The sequence below is a fragment of the Paenibacillus sp. LRG-1 genome (assembly GCF_057220305.1).
The window spans coordinates 4,493,845-4,509,648 of sequence record NZ_CM170126.1; the positions used below are offsets into that span (position 1 = coordinate 4,493,845).

Below are 15,804 nucleotides of genomic sequence, written 5' to 3' on the forward strand. Positions count from 1 at the left end.
GATTACAGACCTAATTGATGAGCAATTTTTTCCATAACTTTACCGATTGGATCGGTGATCAAAAGATCCGCCTTATGATCATACGAGGTGGGATCTGTATTCAGCAGCACCGTATGTTTACCACGAAAATAAGTAATCAAGCCCGCAGCAGGATGTACTGTCAGCGACGTTCCTCCAATTAACAGCAAATCAGCCTGCGAAATAGCCTGAACGGATTGAATAATGGTATCCTGATTCAGCTCCTCCTCATATAAAACGACATCCGGTTTGATAATTCCTCCATCTATCGGACATTTGGGTACAACCTCAGAGCTGTTCATCACTTCATCTAGATTGTAAAAGCGTCCGCATTCCATACAGTGGTTGCGATGCACCGAGCCATGAAGTTCTAGTACATTCACACTACCTGCCGCCTGATGTAATCCGTCAATATTTTGTGTCACAACCGCTTTTAGACGGCCTTGCTTTTCCAATGACGCGAGGAAATGATGACAACCATTCGGCTCCGCATCGGGATGCAGCATTTTGCTACGATAGAAGTCGAAGAACACTTCAGGATGCTTCACAAAAAATGAACGGCTAAGCATAACCTCAGGGGAATAAGGCAATTTCTCCTCACTTTGATACAGGCCTGCTGCCGAACGAAAATCCGGAATACCGCTTTCCGTCGATGTCCCTGCTCCGCCGAAAAAAACAATATTCTGCGATTGCTGTATCCATTCCGCCAACGTATTAACTTTCATACCCTACGCACCTCCAGCTCTTCATATCCACGAACAACCTTATCCGCATCCAGCAAATGACCAGAACGTTCTGCTTCTGGCGCAAATCCAATAGTGAGCCGTACTCCGGCACGCTTGCCCATCTGCATATCCCCATTGCTGTCTCCGATGACTACCACGTCCGCCGGCGACAATCCTAGTAACGCGCAGGCTTTTTCAGCCATTTCCGGGTCAGGCTTGCCGTATGTAACCCTATCATGTCCGATAATCTCGTCAAAATAGGATGTCAGCCCCATCCACTCCAAATGCTCCTGTGCAGCCTCTGTACTGTCAGAGGTCACAACCGCCAGCTTCAGCCCGGCATGGCGGCTTTGCTCAAGCAACGTCCGCAACCCTGGAAACACCTTCGCTGCCCGATGTCGCCGAATATCAGCCATCGCCGTTTTATTAAAGTCGCGGACAAGCCGCACAGCTTCATTCCACGGTACACCAGCATTATAAAGCTGCCAAGCCAGTACCCCCGTACTTTCGTCCACCGTCCCCATGGCCAGCGGGCCAGAAGGGTCGTAACCGATCACACGTCCCTCTTGATCGTGAACAGTACCTAGAACGGTACCTTTTTCCACCGTAAAACCGGCACCCGCCACGGTAAGATGCTGCTCCATCATATCCAGTATAGAACGAGCCCAGGGGCCCCACAACTGAATAAAATCCAGCAACGTTCCATCTTTATCCAATAAAATACCACGGCATGGGTACCGCTCCCCCTGCACGATCAGCTCAGACATGCAGCACACCTCCTTTACTGATTCTTAGAAGCCACATCCACACTCTCTTTCATCCAGTCCTGTAAAGCCGTTACCGTCTGATTCCATTGCTCGGCAGCGCTAATTTTTGCAGGATTATCCCCTTTTTGGACACCATAACTGCCGAATTGGGCATGATTTCCCCCTTCGACTGTAAAATACAGCGTGTTGGCTGGTAAATAAGTTCTTCCACTTTGGACATTTTCCATCTGGACGACTCCATCATCACTTCCCAGTAGAGAAATAACGGGCAGATTTTTATCCTTTAAATTACCCTTGTTATCCGGGTAGGAGGCGAGGAAAAATACACCTTTGACCTGATCAGGATGTGCAGCTGCATATCGGGCCGCCATCACACCGCCTAACGAATGGCCTCCAATAACAAACGCTTCTTTCGGATATGCCTTTAGCACTTCATTCGCTAAATCCGGGGAGATCAATGCAAGGTTCAGTGGCATTTTTGCAATGATCACATGATGACCCTTTTCCGCCAGACGGCGTGCCAAGGGCGCATAACTTTCGGGCTTCACCAACGCCCCTGGATACAAAATGACTCCGGCTCCGCTTCTTTTTACAGGCTCAAAACCAACCCAATGTTCTTGTTCATTTACTTTCACAGCATCCGCTACTTCAGCTAATGCAGCAGCAGCCGTCTCGTCAGGCTGATAAGGCGTAAATACCTTCCATGCTCCCCACCCTGCGATCAGTACAATGACAATCAGGATGCCTAAGAGAATTTTCCATATTTTCCGAGGACCACGTGTCCCATATGAATTGTATGATCTTCTTGTTCTTCTTCTCATTGTAAAAGTTCCTTTCGCCTTTCGTACCTCGTAATTCGTAATTTGAATATAAAATGTACCGCTGTATTCATCAGCGTAACTAGCCTTGTTAGGGTAACATCGTTGCACATACAGGGTCAAATCAGCATACATTTCCACGTCTTAGCCCATCTTTGTCCGGTGTTCAAGCTTTCGCCACACAATAAGGTTATGATAACGCTTACTATTGTGAATAAAATCACAATGATAAAGTCCAGAGTATCGTACCTTGTTCCTTGTAAAGAATTATTTTTTAAATAGTTTAGTCGGCAGAAGCCGTTCGGAGGGAAACACATGACGACAAGCCATGATGTACAAGGGGAAAGCTTCTTTCTCAATTTGCGATTTCTGTTGATCATATGCGTATTTGCAGGGAATGCTCTGGAGCCTCTAGTCGGTTCACTTCATATTGCCCAACAATGGTTCAGCTGGATATTCATGTTTCATATGCCGTTGTTTGTACTCGTTACAGGCTACTTTGCCCAAACTTCTTTGACCGGATCAGCAGGCCGAAAAGTTCTGCTTCAGATCGGTATGCAATATCTTATTTTTCAATCGCTCTATTCGATCTTGGATGTTGCACTCTTCCACGTTCCCCATATCCATCATTCGTTCTTTGCTCCTTATCTGCTACTCTGGTTCCTTGCCAGCCATATCTGTTGGAGACTGCTGATGCTGTCTTTTCAGAAAATACCACCTGTCCTCCAATTGGGTATATCCGTGCTGCTGGGTATCCTCGTCGGGTATCTCCCTGTGGATGGTATATGGCTGAGCGTATGCAGAACCTTTGTTTATTTGCCTTACTTTGTAGCAGGTTATCATTTGAATTATGCAGACGTTCGACGGTTCTTCACAGCTCCAGTCCGCATAATCGCTGGCGTTGTATCTCTTCTGCTTATGGTACTGGCGGGAACGTCGTATTTCGGCATCCCAGCAGGCTGGCTGTATGGCAACATGACTTACGGTGAATTGGGCCATACCGAATGGTACGCAGGAATTTACCGCATCGGCATTTATGGAGTTCAATGGATAGCATCCATGGCGTTCCTAAGCTTTGTTCCAGCTGTCACAGGACGTATAACCGAGATGGGGAGACGGACACTATATGTCTTTTTACTCCATGGTTTGATCGTCCGTACCGTCGTTGCAAAGGGAGTCTACGAATATATAGATACTCCAGTGGAAGTCATGTTGATTGTAGTGTGTGCTGCAGGTCTGTGCTGTATGTTGACCATGCCTTGGGTTCGAACTGCAACACGACCTCTGATTGAGCCACAGGTAGAGTGGATGCTAAAGCCAGCTCCTTATCCTTTTAGACGGTCCGCGTAATCTTTTTATCCATTTTTTATTTAACATTGAACACGCGACAACCCACTCACAGACGAACATGTAAGCGAGTCTACCCCCTCTTTACTCCACTTGGAGCCTGTTTCATACAGGCGTGATGTGGTAAGTAAAGGATGCGCGCAACAAAAAACAACTTTTTTATTAAGGAGTGATTTGTAATGGCACGTAATCAAAATCAGGGGAAAATGAGTCGCGAAGAAGCAGGTCGTATGGGTGGAGAAGCTACTTCCAAGAAGCACAATAAGGAATTTTATCAGGAGATTGGTAAAAAGGGCGGGGAAGCAACCGCAAACTCTCACGATAAAGAATTTTATCAGGAAATCGGCAAAAAAGGCGGCGATGCTACAGCTGAGTCGCATGACAAAAATTTCTACAGAGACATCGGTCGTAAAGGCGGCAGAAATTAAGGTGTAATATCATATTCCGCCCTCCTTTAACATAAAACAAGCTTGAGCCCATCCGCTTTATTGCAGAATGGGCTCTTTCATATTTTAACTGATACGCAAACATGTCAGTATACATATTTCTAATAGAATCAAATTCTAACTCTTCTAAATGCAATATATAGACAAATAAAACTGCTCATGTCTATATATTGTTGATTACAGAACCCTACTATTACTTTTTCAAAATCTTCATATATGTAGAAAAAAGCTCACATCTATGATAGACTCTTTAGAAAACATCTGCGCTATTACGGCGTCCATTGAACGCCATACTATTTTTATACTTTGGGGGGAAACCAGCATCATGACAGCTAAGACGAAAATGCGTTCCGATATGATTAAAAAAGGCTTTGACCGCGCTCCTCACCGCAGCTTGCTGCGCGCAGCGGGTGTCAAGGAAGAAGATTTTGACAAACCGTTTATTGCGGTATGCAACTCGTATATTGATATCGTACCGGGCCACGTCCATTTGCAGGAATTTGGCAAAATTGTCAAGCAAGCCATTCGTGAAGCAGGCGGTGTACCTTTCGAGTTTAACACCATCGGTGTAGATGACGGCATTGCTATGGGACACATCGGTATGCGTTATTCTCTGCCAAGCCGCGAAATTATAGCTGACTCTCTGGAAACTGTCGTTTCCGCTCACTGGTTTGACGGCATGGTTTGTATTCCTAACTGTGATAAAATTACCCCTGGCATGATGATGGGCGCATTGCGCGTTAACATTCCAACTATTTTCGTCAGCGGCGGTCCTATGAAAGCTGGTAAAGACAAGAACGGACGCTCTATTTCCCTGACCTCCGTCTTCGAAGGCGTAGGTGCATATCAGGCTGGTAAAATCGACGATCAAAGCTTGCTTGAATTAGAACAATATGGCTGTCCGACATGTGGCTCCTGTTCAGGGATGTTCACAGCGAATTCCATGAACTGTCTCGCAGAAGCAATGGGTCTGGCTATGCCGGGTAACGGCACCATTCTCGCAGTAGCAGAAGAACGTAAAGAATTCGTTAAACAATCTGCACGCCAATTAATGGAATTGATTAAGTTGGATCTTAAACCACGTGATATCGTGACTAAAGAGGCTATTGATAATGCATTTGCATTGGATATGGCAATGGGCGGTTCCACGAATACAGTATTGCATACATTGGCACTTGCCCATGAAGCAGAAGTTGACTACCCTATCGAACGTATTAATGAAGTCGCAAACCGCGTACCTCATTTGTCCAAATTGGCACCTGCTTCCGACTATCATATTGAGGATGTCCATAATGCAGGCGGCGTAAGCGCAGTGCTGAATGAATTGTTGAAGAAACCGGGCGCACTGCATGGAGACTGTATTACTGTGACCGGAAAAACCATTCGTGAAAACGTAGAAGGTCAGGAAATTCTGGATACTAACGTCATCCATAAACTGGACAACCCTTATTCTGAACGTGGCGGCCTAGCTGTATTATTCGGTAATCTGGCACCGCAAGGCTCCATCATTAAAGTCGGTGCAGTTGATCCTTCGGTTGGTGGTTATCACAAAGGTCCTGCTATCTGCTTTGATTCACAGGAAGATGCACTGGCAGGTATCGCCAACGGTAAAATTAATGAAGGACACGTTGTTGTTATCCGTTATGAAGGTCCAAAGGGCGGACCTGGTATGCCTGAAATGCTCGCTCCAACTTCACAAATCGTGGGCATGGGGCTTGGTGCCAAGGTGGGTCTGATTACAGACGGACGATTCTCAGGTGCTTCCCGCGGTATCTCCATCGGTCATATTTCCCCTGAAGCCGCAGAAGGCGGACCTATCGCTTTTGTTGAGGACGGCGATATCATCGAGCTGGACTTAAACAATCGTAAGATTGAGCTCCACATTACGGACGAAGAATTTGAACGTCGTCGCGCCAACTGGAAAGGCTTTGAGCCGAAGGTAAAAACGGGTTACCTGGCACGTTATTCCAAGCTGGTAACGAACGCAAGTAACGGCGGAATTATGAAAATCTAAATGCGTTGCCAAGATAGGATTACTTTATAAACAGCTAAAAGTCCTCTCGACCCTAACAAAGGATCGAGAGGATTTTTTTATTAGGTCATTAGGTTTAGCCTATTCAGTCATTTCGCTGTTGAGTGTATGGACATCATCTCGCTGTGCTGTTTGCTCAAGAGCTTCGTCTGAGCGGTGTAAGCCTCCCTGATGAAAACGGTCAAACAAGGTATCCATTGGCATCACAATCAGTTTCGGTACCATTACATCTTTTTTTTCACTCAATTGCTCTGAACCCAAAGGATGGATAACACGAAATAACAGCTTTAGATATACAGTGGACACATGCTTAAACAGTCCTTTGGGAAGCTCCCGAACTTGAAATCCCAACTTCTCTGGTCCCCGATGAATCATACTTACTGCGTATATCGCCTTTACACCCTTCATTTCAGAATCATGTACAATGCGTTGGGCCAGATCAGGAAGTTGTTTTTTTACAATCCGAATTAATTGAATAGCTAGATGTACCATCGACTTTGCCGTCGAACCCAATTGAAATAACTTTCTATTATCAAAATGAAGCTCAATTATCGGGTCCCCTTTTTCTAACCACCTGCTGTTCTCCATATTTACATTTGGCCCATGATAGATACGGCGACGATAATAAAAGATCGTATCCTCCTTGCTTACGGGACGAAGACGAAACAAAACATGGAATAGCCGCTCATACTGGAGCCATCCAAATACCAGCGTTCTTTTTAACCAGCCCGTACTGGACATCTCGGAGGCAGTAGGTTTATTGACAGACTGACGGCAAAACAATGTATCCACCCGTACGCTGCGTAATTGTCGTTCTTGGGCGACCCTCAGCAACTTCTCCAGTGCGATTAGCATATTCTGGGGCGCTTCCACGTCTGCCCCCAATGTCGTACCACAGTCATGGAGCAGCATCACCTCGCCACCCCTCAGCTTTTTGAGCATTCTCTCCGCTAATTGTTTCGCTCCGATGCTGGCCTTCCAGTCCCCGAACATGGAGGACCATAATACGATTCGACGACCATGGGTGTTGGAAATATCAAAAAAGTTCACTATCCCCCAAGGTGGGCGATAAAAGGTCGTTCCCTCGCCAGTTACTCGACGAATGACTGACTCTGTCTGAGCAATTTGTCTTCTGACGGTAACAGGCCTCATAAGCCAATTCGATTTGTGCACATAATTATGAATACCGATTAGATGACCTTCATCATGCATGCGTTTCAGAAGCTCAGGGTGTTTTTCTGCATTTATCCCAACAACAAAAAAAGTAGCCTTGGCATCAAAACGCTTCAGTAAATCAAGCAGCTGTGATGTATACACTGGATCAGGGCCATCATCAAAGGTGAGTGCATATTCTTGCTCACTTTTGCCGCGCCTGAACACCCGGAAACCAAATATACGACTAACCAGCGCCGGAATAAAAGCATAAAAAGTTGAAATGTAAAACATCCATAACAGCAAAGTCTGCACGTTTTATCCCCACTTTTCTATTCTGAACTCCCCAAGCAGGCTTCCTGAGGAAAACTCACTTACTTATATATTATCACAATGAAGCAAACATGCCGAGATTTCGCTATTGCATATGGTCAGCATTGAGGTCCAATTTAGTGTACAATAAATAAAAATCTAAAAGGAGTCGTTGTATACATATGCTTCCCTTGTACAAAAAATATTGGCGTACCGTTTTTGATATCGGTTTGATCGTATTAACCGTGTATTTAATTATGTTCGTATCCAGCAAACTGTATCAACTTGCCGCACCTGTGTTCCTTTCGTTCGTCGTGTTCTGGTGCATTGAACCTGCTGCCCGTTATTTTCATCGGAAAGGAATGAAAAAGCCTTTTGCCTCCGCACTCTCCGTATTGCTATTTATCATCCTCTTACTTGCTATTTTTTTCGGATTGGGCCTGATTCTGGTTACGCAATTTACGAAAGTCGCGCAAAACCTCCCACAATATACTCAGATTATCCAAGCGGAATTCACGCGATATCTTCATCTTTCTCAAGATAAAATCGCTGCTTTACCTCCGAGTGTTACTGAACGTGTGAATGATTATTTTGCGACTGCCACCACCATTGCTACGAAGTGGGCACAGCTAGGATTATCCTTTTTCATACAGTTCCTCAGTTCTTTCACTGTTTTTATGGGCAACTTTGCCATTGCCATCATTTTAGCGTTCTTTTTAAGTATGGAAATTAATCTTTGGAAGGGCATTGCTCGTAGTAAAACACCCAAGACACTAAAAACTGCTTACCTTTTTCTAAAAAATCACGTACTTAAAGCTATCTCCGCTTTTCTCAAGGCTCAAGCTCTACTGGTAGGGATTACCTTTGTTCTCGTATTTATAGGTTTACTCATTTTGCAAGTGGATAATGCCCTCTCATTGGCGCTCGTGGCAGCTTTGTTTGATATTCTGCCCTTGCTGGGTGTGCCTGTTATTTTTATTCCGTGGGCCGTGTATCTGTTCATCACAGGCAATACCGGCCTGGCTGTAGGCCTGCTTATTGTCATGGCTGTGACGGTGATCGTCCGCCAGCTGGCAGAGCCTAAAATCACTGGTAATTCCATCGGTGTTTCATCTGCCTATCTGATGCTTTCCTTTGCCATTATATCGTTGTCCATCTTTGGACTGGCCGGATTAATCCTGTCTCCCATTCTGATCATTTTGCTCAAGGAATTGTGGCAGCAAGGCTATCTGCAGAAATGGATTCGGTTTCCGACAGAGGAATTTGACGAGCCCCCGTTTATCGTAAAAATCCAGGAGGAAGATCGTGAAGCTACTCGTGGTACTCAAGAGGATTGAGCTAACAGATCCATTACTTGACCAAACAGTGCTGTAGCTTGATTTGCAGAATGTGTTGAAGCATTTTGCACAAGGACGGCGACCGCATAACGAGGCCGCTCTATCGGACCATAGCCTATAAACCACTGGTGATTGATAGGTTGACCGTTCTTTAAAGCTTGGGCCGTACCCGATTTGCCGGCCAGAATCCATGATTTATTACGCAAGGAGGCACCAGTTCCCTGTGTCACAACCTTTTCCATTGCTTCACGAAGCGTGCGAGCCGTCGATGTGTGAATCGAGCGGCTGCCCTCGGGTGAAGATGCAGCATGAGCAGGTAGTTCCAGTAAGGTGCTACCGTCTGCGTAGCTAATGCGTTTGACAATGCGTGGTGCATGTACTTGACCCTCGTGCAGCAAGGTGACGATGAGATTGGCAGCTTGGAGAGGCGTTACCAGCACATCGCGCTGACCGATAGCTGTCTGTACACGTACGCCCGGATCATACGCGTTCGTATGGGAGCCGAATACGGCTCCCTTTTCTTCTTGATCCAGCGGTCTGAATTGAGGTAGTCCTGCAAGATTCCGCTCCTGCCAGCCCACAGTTCGGCTCAATCCCAGTGCAGAGGCTGTGGCCTGAATTTGCTCAGGATTAAGCCGTTCGCCGAGATGAGCGAATACACTATTACAGGATACGGCAAGCCCTTCCTCCAGGTTCAGGGTACCGTGTCCTTCTTTTTTCCAGCAAGCCAAACCGTACTTGCCATAAGTTCCATGACAATGGAATTGTTCCTGCGGTTGGACAACACCTGATTCAAGTGCAGCAGCAGCCGTAACCAACTTAAAAATGGATCCAGGCGTTATCGCCTTGAGGGCACGATTAGACCAGTCTGTTTTTTTCTGCGGATCAACATGCCCGGGATTATAAAAAGGGCGAGACACCATCGCCAGTACATCCGCGTTGCCTGCATCGAGCACTACCACCGCCCCTTCTGCCAAATGACTAGATTCCGTCAGCTTTTCAATCTGTTCCTGTATAGGTAGATCAATTGTAGTCTGCACTTGTAAAGGATAGTGACCATTGGATGGAGCACTGACACGCAACGGTATATGAGTCAATGGACGACGCTGCGCATCTACAAATCGGGAGACGAACGTTTCACCGACGCCGCTCAGCAGCGGCTCCAGCGTTCTTTCCAGCCCGGCTGCCCCCATCGGCAGTTCACTCGCTCGGTCGGCACGTTCATACAGAAAGCCAAGCCATTGCCTGCCATTGGGCAAATCCCTGTAACGTTTCGCATAAGGTACAAGCTCAATAAGCGAAGGGGCTAGCTTCAGCAGCTTGCCTGCTTCATTCGGATTGATTTGTACGGGCTCTCCGCGCCCATCTCGCCATATGAGCGGGGATTGCAGCCCTTTCCATCGTGTCAGTAGTTGCTTTTTATTCGTACGCAGTAGCTTGGCCAGTTCTTCGCCATGTAAAGCCGCTTTGCCATCTACATCGGGAAAAAGCACTGGCGCCCATACGACTCCGCCAGTCAAGGGTTGCCCATGCCGGTCCGTAAACTGTCCACGTCCAGAGTCGATAGAAATGCCCTCCTGTCGCTGACGTGCTGACATTTCCTTAAGCGAATGCCCCCCATAGACGGACATATGAATGCCCGCTGTCCCCTGAATCCAAGCCAGTCGGAATAATAAAATCAGCAGTAGCGCCATCACCCCCAAGCCCATATATGCAATTCGACGTTTTCGTATGAAACTGCTACCACGCCTCGGCACACCCATCCTTCTTTCATCTTTTTTCCAGTAGTATGTCCTGTAGTTGAAAAAGAAAACCCACTCAACTTTTAACGTGAATGGGTTTCCGAATTTATTTGTATCTTGTGATGTCTGCTTCTGGGCTCCAATTTAAAAACTCGTCTAACGAATAAAAAACCGTAATAAAAATGGTAATGGCCAGTACAACCCAAGCTACCTTTGTGTTTGTATTCATCTTTTGCTTTCCTTCTTGAGGGATTTTTAAGCACATCTACTAATAAAAAGTACAAAACCACGGAGATCAGTGACAATCCTGATTTCCATGGTTTTGTTATATCTACACCGTAAACCGCGAAAGCTGTTCCTTCAAGTTCACTGATACTCCTTCCAGCTTATCCGACAAACCTACCAGTTGATTACCAATATTAGCCTGTTCAGTGCTGAGCGAAGCGACTTCCTGCGAAGTAGCTGAGGATTGCTCGGCTACCGCACTTACATTGGTCATTGCCTCGGACAAAGTGGTCTGCGATTCACTCAGATGATGAATGGAGGCAGTGACCGTTCCCAATCGTAGCGCGAACTCTCCCATTTGCTGCTGAACCGATTGGAAAATGTCCGTTGTTTCCTGCACGGCTCCCATCTGTTCCCGGAACAGCGGGTACACCTCAGATAATGCCTGTACCGTTTCATTCATTTCATTGACGATGTTGTTAGTAATGCCTGTAGCCGTACGAATAGCTTGACGTGATTGTTCAGCCAACTGCCGAACCTCATTAGCTACCACCATAAAACCACGCCCAGCCGTCCCCGCTCGTGCTGCTTCAATCGTCGCATTCAGTGATAGAATGTTCGTTTGTTTAGCAATATCCTGTAATACGTCCAGCACCTTAAAGACATCGGAAGTTGTCTTCTTCAGTTCATCTACTTTGCCCACCAGAGCATGCGTAGTTTCTTCCGTAACCTTAGTCTTGCTCAATAGATTTTTCAGCTGAATGGTCCCTTGTTCACTGGATTGTTCAACTTCTTGTGCGACCAGACTCATTTCATGATTGGAAGCCATAACCGTATCCATTTGCTGAGATATATTCCCGGTAAGTCCGCTGCCACGTTCAGCCTCTGTTGCCAAACTGGCGGCGCCATGAGCAATCTCTTCCGTTGCTGCTGCAATTTCTTTGGCTGAAATGGCTGTCTTCTTCGAGGCATCGCCTAGTTCCGTCGCTGTATTCAGAACCTCCTGAGCTGAGGCATTCGTCTGTTCTACCAGCAATGTAATTTGCTCCATCATCGTATCAAAGCTTTCTGACAACTGCCCAATTTCATCCTGAGCCTTATAGTTCGTTCGGATTTGCAAGTTGCCTTTGGCGCCTTCGACCATTAAATCCTTCAGATGTGTCAATGGACGAGCCACGAGACGCACGATCCACAGGCCAATGAACAATGCAATGAGTGCAGCCACTGCGGCAAATATCCAGGTTGTAGTTAGTATCCCCTTAGCGTCTTTCACCAGCTCAGATACAGGTACTACACCCACGAGAATCCACTTGGAAGTTCCCAGTGTATTATGAACCGCAAGCACACTTTGCTTTTTGCCGTCTGCTTCCTGCTCCATAATTTGATTTCCTTCGATCCCTTCAAGCTTGGACACGTAATCCAGCTTTGTCTTTCCTCCTGCCAAGCCCTCATTGTTAGAACCTACAAACTCACCCTTGTCTGTCACAAGACTAATCATACTGCCTGAACCCAAATTAATACCTTTTAACTCGTCCTCCACCGCACTGGACTTTAAATCCATAACCAGAACATAAGTCCCTCCCAACCCGGACATGCTGTTCATGGAGCGTGCCAGACGAAAGGTCTTGCTACCATTGTCATTCACCTGCGTAGGTAGCCAAACAATTCCTTTGTTTTTCAAAATATCCTTAAACCACTCTTCCTGCCGTACATCCTTTTGTGTTCCGGTGCCCATAGCAGCTAAATTGGTTTCTTCCGGGTACAAGTACATTGAATCAATCGCTTTATTCGTAAAAGCAAGATTCGTTAGCTTCTTATTCACTTCGCCCATAGCAACAAAAGATGCAAAGGGATTTTTATCTTGCTTTACTGCCTTTTGCAACTGATCACTTAATTCAGTATCGAAAAATACCTGTGTCGACGTGTCTTGAAAGCGCTCTAGAATAATATCAAGCTTTTCTGAAGTTTGCTGGACGGTCTGCTGATAAGCCGTAGCTGCATTTTGCTCAATCGTACTTTTAGCCTTGTAGTATGAGAGCATCCCCAAGCTGACCACAAATAACATAATTGCCGCAAAAAAGATCAGAAACAACTTCATTCCAACCGAACGTATCGGATTATAGTTTTTGACCAAATGCATGAAATCTTTACTGTACCTTTCCGGCTTAAGTAAACGCTTTAAATTGTGTGTACCTTTACGAGTTGCCTTAGCTACCCAGGGGGCAACCTTCGAAGACACCGCAACCTTTTGTTCCTCTTTATCCGTTGTCACTTTACTGCCTTTCAAACCCTGCATTTGATCCGTTTTCTTGGGTTGCCTTTTTGCTGTATTCCCCTCTTTTTTCCGTAAACCCATTTCTCTCACCTACCACCATATAATTAGTTTCTAATTCCACGTCATCCATTATGTATCTATTATCTATATAACTTCTATCGGAACTATTCGACAAGGAATGTAGCTTTCCTTTGAGTATCAACTAAATTTTGTGAAACTTTTTTCCTAGAAAACTATTCAAAAAAAAGCCTCTCCAACCGATAGGAGAGGCTTTTGAATCTTTTCACCTGTGACTTAAGGCTTATTTACTTCTTTTTACGCATCATATCAAAATACGATACGGGCTGATCTACCTTCATTCTAATTCGTTGAAGCGGGTGACGAGCAGCATCCAATTCGTTGCCTTCCTCATCCCAGATCGTTCCGACCGTTTGTTTAAAGAATGTTCCGTTCGGACCGAAAAATTCGATTTCATGCCCTGGTTTAAAATGGTTCCGTTGTTGAATGGTTGCAATGCCACTCGCGGCATCGTAGTCCATGACCAGTCCGGCAAAATCATAAGGGACTGCCTTTTCTTCCGGCTCATAAATATGATCTTCATGATCCGGTGTATCGTAGAAAAACCCTGTATTCAACGGACGATTGGCTGCCTTGTTAATTTCTTCAATCCATTCTGGTTTGAGCACATAATTTTCAGGATCTGCCATGTAGGAATCAATCGCTTGACGATAGACATTCACGACGGTAGCCACATAGTGAATGGACTTCATACGTCCCTCCACTTTAAAGCTGTCTACACCTACATCAATCAGATCAGGGACATTTTCAATCATACACAGATCCTTGGAACCCATAGAAAAGGCATTATCGCTCTCTTCGAACAGTGGAAGCTGGTTAACACCAAGCTGGAACTGTTTCAGTGCATTGCTCTCCTGTGCCTCTTCCTCAGATATCCAAACCTCACCTGGGCGGGCATCCTCAAACAAATCGTATTTCCAGCGGCAAGACTGACAACATCCTCCACGATTGGAATCACGGTCTGTAAAGTGATTGGACAACACGCAGCGGCCGGAAAATGAAGAGCACATCGCACCATGGACGAATGCTTCGATTTCGATGTCCACATGCTTTTTAATTTCTTCGATTTCCTCCAGACTGGTCTCACGTCCCAGTACCACACGCGGTAGTCCCTCGTTTTTCCAAAACTTTACCGCTTGCCAGTTCAGTGTGGACTGCTGTGTACTCAAATGCACTTCCAATCCAGGAACAGCACGCAATGCCACGGATACAATAGCCGGATCAGCGACGATAACGGCATGAATTCCTGCCTCGTACAGATTGCGCAAGTATTCTTCGATTCCGGCAATATCCTCATTGTGGGCATAGATATTGGTGGCTACAAGCACCTTAGCACCGTACTTGTTAGCAAATTCTACACCTTCGCGCATTTCTTCAAAACTGAAATTATCGGCGTTAGAACGCAGACCATATTTTTGTCCACCAATATATACAGCATCCGCACCATAGTGAACGGCAAACTTCAGCTTTTCCAGATTTCCGGCAGGAGCCAATAGCTCCGGCTTATCCAGACGATTCCGTTTACCTATATATTTTCTCGTTTTGGTTATCGTCCCCATGACGTTCCCCCCTCTGTGAATTCATTTTAAAATTAATAAACCTGCTCTTTATAGAAAAATCCGAAGGAAAGTTCCCGTTCCGGATCTTGAAGACGGCGAACTTCATCCAGCCAGCTTTCATCATAAGCATAAGCATCCGGGTCAGCTGTATAATTATCTATGGCTTTACGATAAGCACGAACAACCGCCTCATTGTAAGCCGTAGGTTTCAATAAGCCCTCGATCTTAAAACTATGCACGCCCGCCTCCATCAGAATATGCAGGTCCTCCATGATACAAAAATCATCTGAACTCATAATATGTGTCCCATTAATATCCTCGTAGATGGGGAACTTCTCTTCCTTCCGCTCTGCTTCAATCAGAAACAAGCCGCGCCCTCTACCCAAATCGCCTTCCACATTACGTCCCTGGTGCAGCATATAACTTTGAACAAGCTTACGCTTGGAGTGATAAATATTGGTCATGCCATGTACCTGAACCTGTGCTTCTATGTTCAACTTTGGTATCATTTCGGTAATTTCATCCATACTGAGCTCACGAGCCAAAATGACCCGAGAAGCTCCTTTTTCACCCCAATAGTTGGCGGTTGCGAAGTTGGTGGAGATCATCTCACCGTTCCAGAACAGCTTAAGATGCGGGGCGTACTCCTTCACGGCCATGAGCACTGCGGGATCATTAAACTCAATGGCGTCTATGCCGCATCCAGCTAGGGTCTGCACATATTCGGGAAGGAGCGGCAATAGCTCGTTCGTCATCAAATTCGTCATGGATACGTATACCTGCGCCGTATGCTTCCGTGCCTCTTCCACCACTTCACGGATTTGGTCCGGTGTAAAATGTCCCGGCAGCCGCATTCCAAAGCGGTCATCTCCAATAAGTAATGCAGTAGCTCCAGCCTCCAGCATATGGCGGGCATCCTCCGGAGAGCTGGCAGTTGCCAGTAGTTCGGGTTTGTAAGCCATAGGCTCACC

Annotated in this window: 12 protein-coding genes and 1 pseudogene; 4 read left to right on the forward strand and 9 right to left on the reverse strand. The window is 46.0% G+C overall.

The genetic code is table 11. The features are described from left to right. Positions 1-2: 2 nt before the first annotated feature. The 3 genes from ACUUJN_RS19800 to ACUUJN_RS19810 are packed head-to-tail and all read right to left on the reverse strand — an operon-like array spanning position 3 to position 2,331. The gene (locus ACUUJN_RS19800; RefSeq protein WP_338532748.1) at positions 3-743 is read right to left on the reverse strand and encodes an NAD-dependent protein deacylase; all 741 of its coding nucleotides are present in this window, start codon (positions 741-743) and stop codon (positions 3-5) included. Then, positions 740-1,510, reverse strand: a complete 771-nt coding sequence (locus ACUUJN_RS19805; RefSeq protein ID WP_028542444.1) for an HAD family hydrolase — start codon at positions 1,508-1,510, stop codon at positions 740-742. The genes ACUUJN_RS19800 and ACUUJN_RS19805 overlap by 4 nt, the downstream gene beginning before the upstream one ends. Before the next feature lie 14 nt (positions 1,511-1,524). After that, entirely contained in the window at positions 1,525-2,331 is an 807-nt protein-coding gene (locus ACUUJN_RS19810) for an alpha/beta fold hydrolase (RefSeq protein ID WP_028542443.1), read from the reverse strand. A 312-nt stretch (positions 2,332-2,643) separates the two neighbouring features. Here ACUUJN_RS19810 and ACUUJN_RS19815 point away from each other — a divergent pair, with 312 nt between their 5' ends. The 3 genes and pseudogenes from ACUUJN_RS19815 (at position 2,644) to ilvD (ending at position 6,135) form a co-directional block, all read left to right on the forward strand. After that, on the forward strand, positions 2,644-3,678 hold the full coding sequence (locus tag ACUUJN_RS19815) for an acyltransferase family protein (protein WP_023989893.1): 1,035 nt from the start codon (positions 2,644-2,646) through the stop codon (positions 3,676-3,678). A 176-nt stretch (positions 3,679-3,854) separates the two neighbouring features. Next, positions 3,855-4,094: pseudogene (locus tag ACUUJN_RS19820) on the forward strand (KGG domain-containing protein); the annotation flags it as partial. Positions 4,095-4,446: 352 nt separating this feature from the next. Next, positions 4,447-6,135: a dihydroxy-acid dehydratase gene (ilvD, locus tag ACUUJN_RS19825; protein ID WP_023989895.1), complete on the forward strand. Its 1,689-nt coding sequence runs from the start codon at positions 4,447-4,449 to the stop codon at positions 6,133-6,135. Positions 6,136-6,234: 99 nt separating this feature from the next. Here ilvD and ACUUJN_RS19830 read toward each other — a convergent pair whose 3' ends face one another. Then, positions 6,235-7,620, reverse strand: coding sequence for a polysaccharide deacetylase family protein (locus tag ACUUJN_RS19830; protein ID WP_068941984.1), 1,386 nt, complete (start codon positions 7,618-7,620; stop codon positions 6,235-6,237). 179 nt (positions 7,621-7,799) lie between these two features. On the opposite strand from ACUUJN_RS19830, the gene ACUUJN_RS19835 reads away from it, so the two are divergent. Further along, entirely contained in the window at positions 7,800-8,954 is a 1,155-nt protein-coding gene (locus tag ACUUJN_RS19835) for an AI-2E family transporter (RefSeq protein ID WP_023989897.1), read from the forward strand. Here the strand turns inward: ACUUJN_RS19835 and ACUUJN_RS19840 are convergent. The 5 genes from ACUUJN_RS19840 to ACUUJN_RS19860 form a co-directional block, all read right to left on the reverse strand. Continuing rightward, positions 8,942-10,717 carry a peptidoglycan D,D-transpeptidase FtsI family protein gene (locus ACUUJN_RS19840; protein WP_310167152.1) on the reverse strand — a complete coding sequence of 592 codons (1,776 nt, stop codon included), beginning with the start codon at positions 10,715-10,717 and terminating at the stop codon, positions 8,942-8,944. The genes ACUUJN_RS19835 and ACUUJN_RS19840 overlap by 13 nt on opposite strands. Positions 10,718-10,802: 85 nt before the next feature. After that, on the reverse strand, positions 10,803-10,925 hold the full coding sequence (locus tag ACUUJN_RS19845; protein WP_023989899.1) for a hypothetical protein: 123 nt from the start codon (positions 10,923-10,925) through the stop codon (positions 10,803-10,805). Between the two features lie 102 nt (positions 10,926-11,027). After that, positions 11,028-13,277: a methyl-accepting chemotaxis protein gene (locus ACUUJN_RS19850; protein WP_069079959.1), complete on the reverse strand. Its 2,250-nt coding sequence runs from the start codon at positions 13,275-13,277 to the stop codon at positions 11,028-11,030. A 224-nt stretch (positions 13,278-13,501) separates the two neighbouring features. Continuing rightward, positions 13,502-14,833: a peptidase U32 family protein gene (locus ACUUJN_RS19855; RefSeq protein ID WP_013311519.1), complete on the reverse strand. Its 1,332-nt coding sequence runs from the start codon at positions 14,831-14,833 to the stop codon at positions 13,502-13,504. A 32-nt stretch (positions 14,834-14,865) separates the two neighbouring features. Then, positions 14,866-15,795: a peptidase U32 family protein gene (locus ACUUJN_RS19860; protein WP_023989901.1), complete on the reverse strand. Its 930-nt coding sequence runs from the start codon at positions 15,793-15,795 to the stop codon at positions 14,866-14,868. Positions 15,796-15,804: the final 9 nt, after the last annotated feature.

Excerpts from the sequence above, each read along its gene's own strand:
- ACUUJN_RS19800 (WP_338532748.1), bottom strand. The coding sequence starts at position 743 with ATGAAAGTTAATACGTTGGCGGAATGGATACAGCAATCGCAGAATATT.
- ACUUJN_RS19805 (WP_028542444.1), bottom strand. The coding sequence starts at position 1,510 with ATGTCTGAGCTGATCGTGCAGGGGGAGCGGTACCCATGCCGTGGTATT.
- ACUUJN_RS19810 (WP_028542443.1), bottom strand. The coding sequence starts at position 2,331 with ATGAGAAGAAGAACAAGAAGATCATACAATTCATATGGGACACGTGGT.
- ACUUJN_RS19815 (WP_023989893.1), top strand. The coding sequence starts at position 2,644 with ATGACGACAAGCCATGATGTACAAGGGGAAAGCTTCTTTCTCAATTTG.
- ilvD (WP_023989895.1), top strand. The coding sequence starts at position 4,447 with ATGACAGCTAAGACGAAAATGCGTTCCGATATGATTAAAAAAGGCTTT.
- ACUUJN_RS19835 (WP_023989897.1), top strand. The coding sequence starts at position 7,800 with ATGCTTCCCTTGTACAAAAAATATTGGCGTACCGTTTTTGATATCGGT.
- ACUUJN_RS19840 (WP_310167152.1), bottom strand. The coding sequence starts at position 10,717 with ATGGGTGTGCCGAGGCGTGGTAGCAGTTTCATACGAAAACGTCGAATT.
- ACUUJN_RS19845 (WP_023989899.1), bottom strand. The coding sequence starts at position 10,925 with ATGAATACAAACACAAAGGTAGCTTGGGTTGTACTGGCCATTACCATT.
- ACUUJN_RS19850 (WP_069079959.1), bottom strand. The coding sequence starts at position 13,277 with ATGGGTTTACGGAAAAAAGAGGGGAATACAGCAAAAAGGCAACCCAAG.
- ACUUJN_RS19855 (WP_013311519.1), bottom strand. The coding sequence starts at position 14,833 with ATGGGGACGATAACCAAAACGAGAAAATATATAGGTAAACGGAATCGT.
- ACUUJN_RS19860 (WP_023989901.1), bottom strand. The coding sequence starts at position 15,795 with ATGGCTTACAAACCCGAACTACTGGCAACTGCCAGCTCTCCGGAGGAT.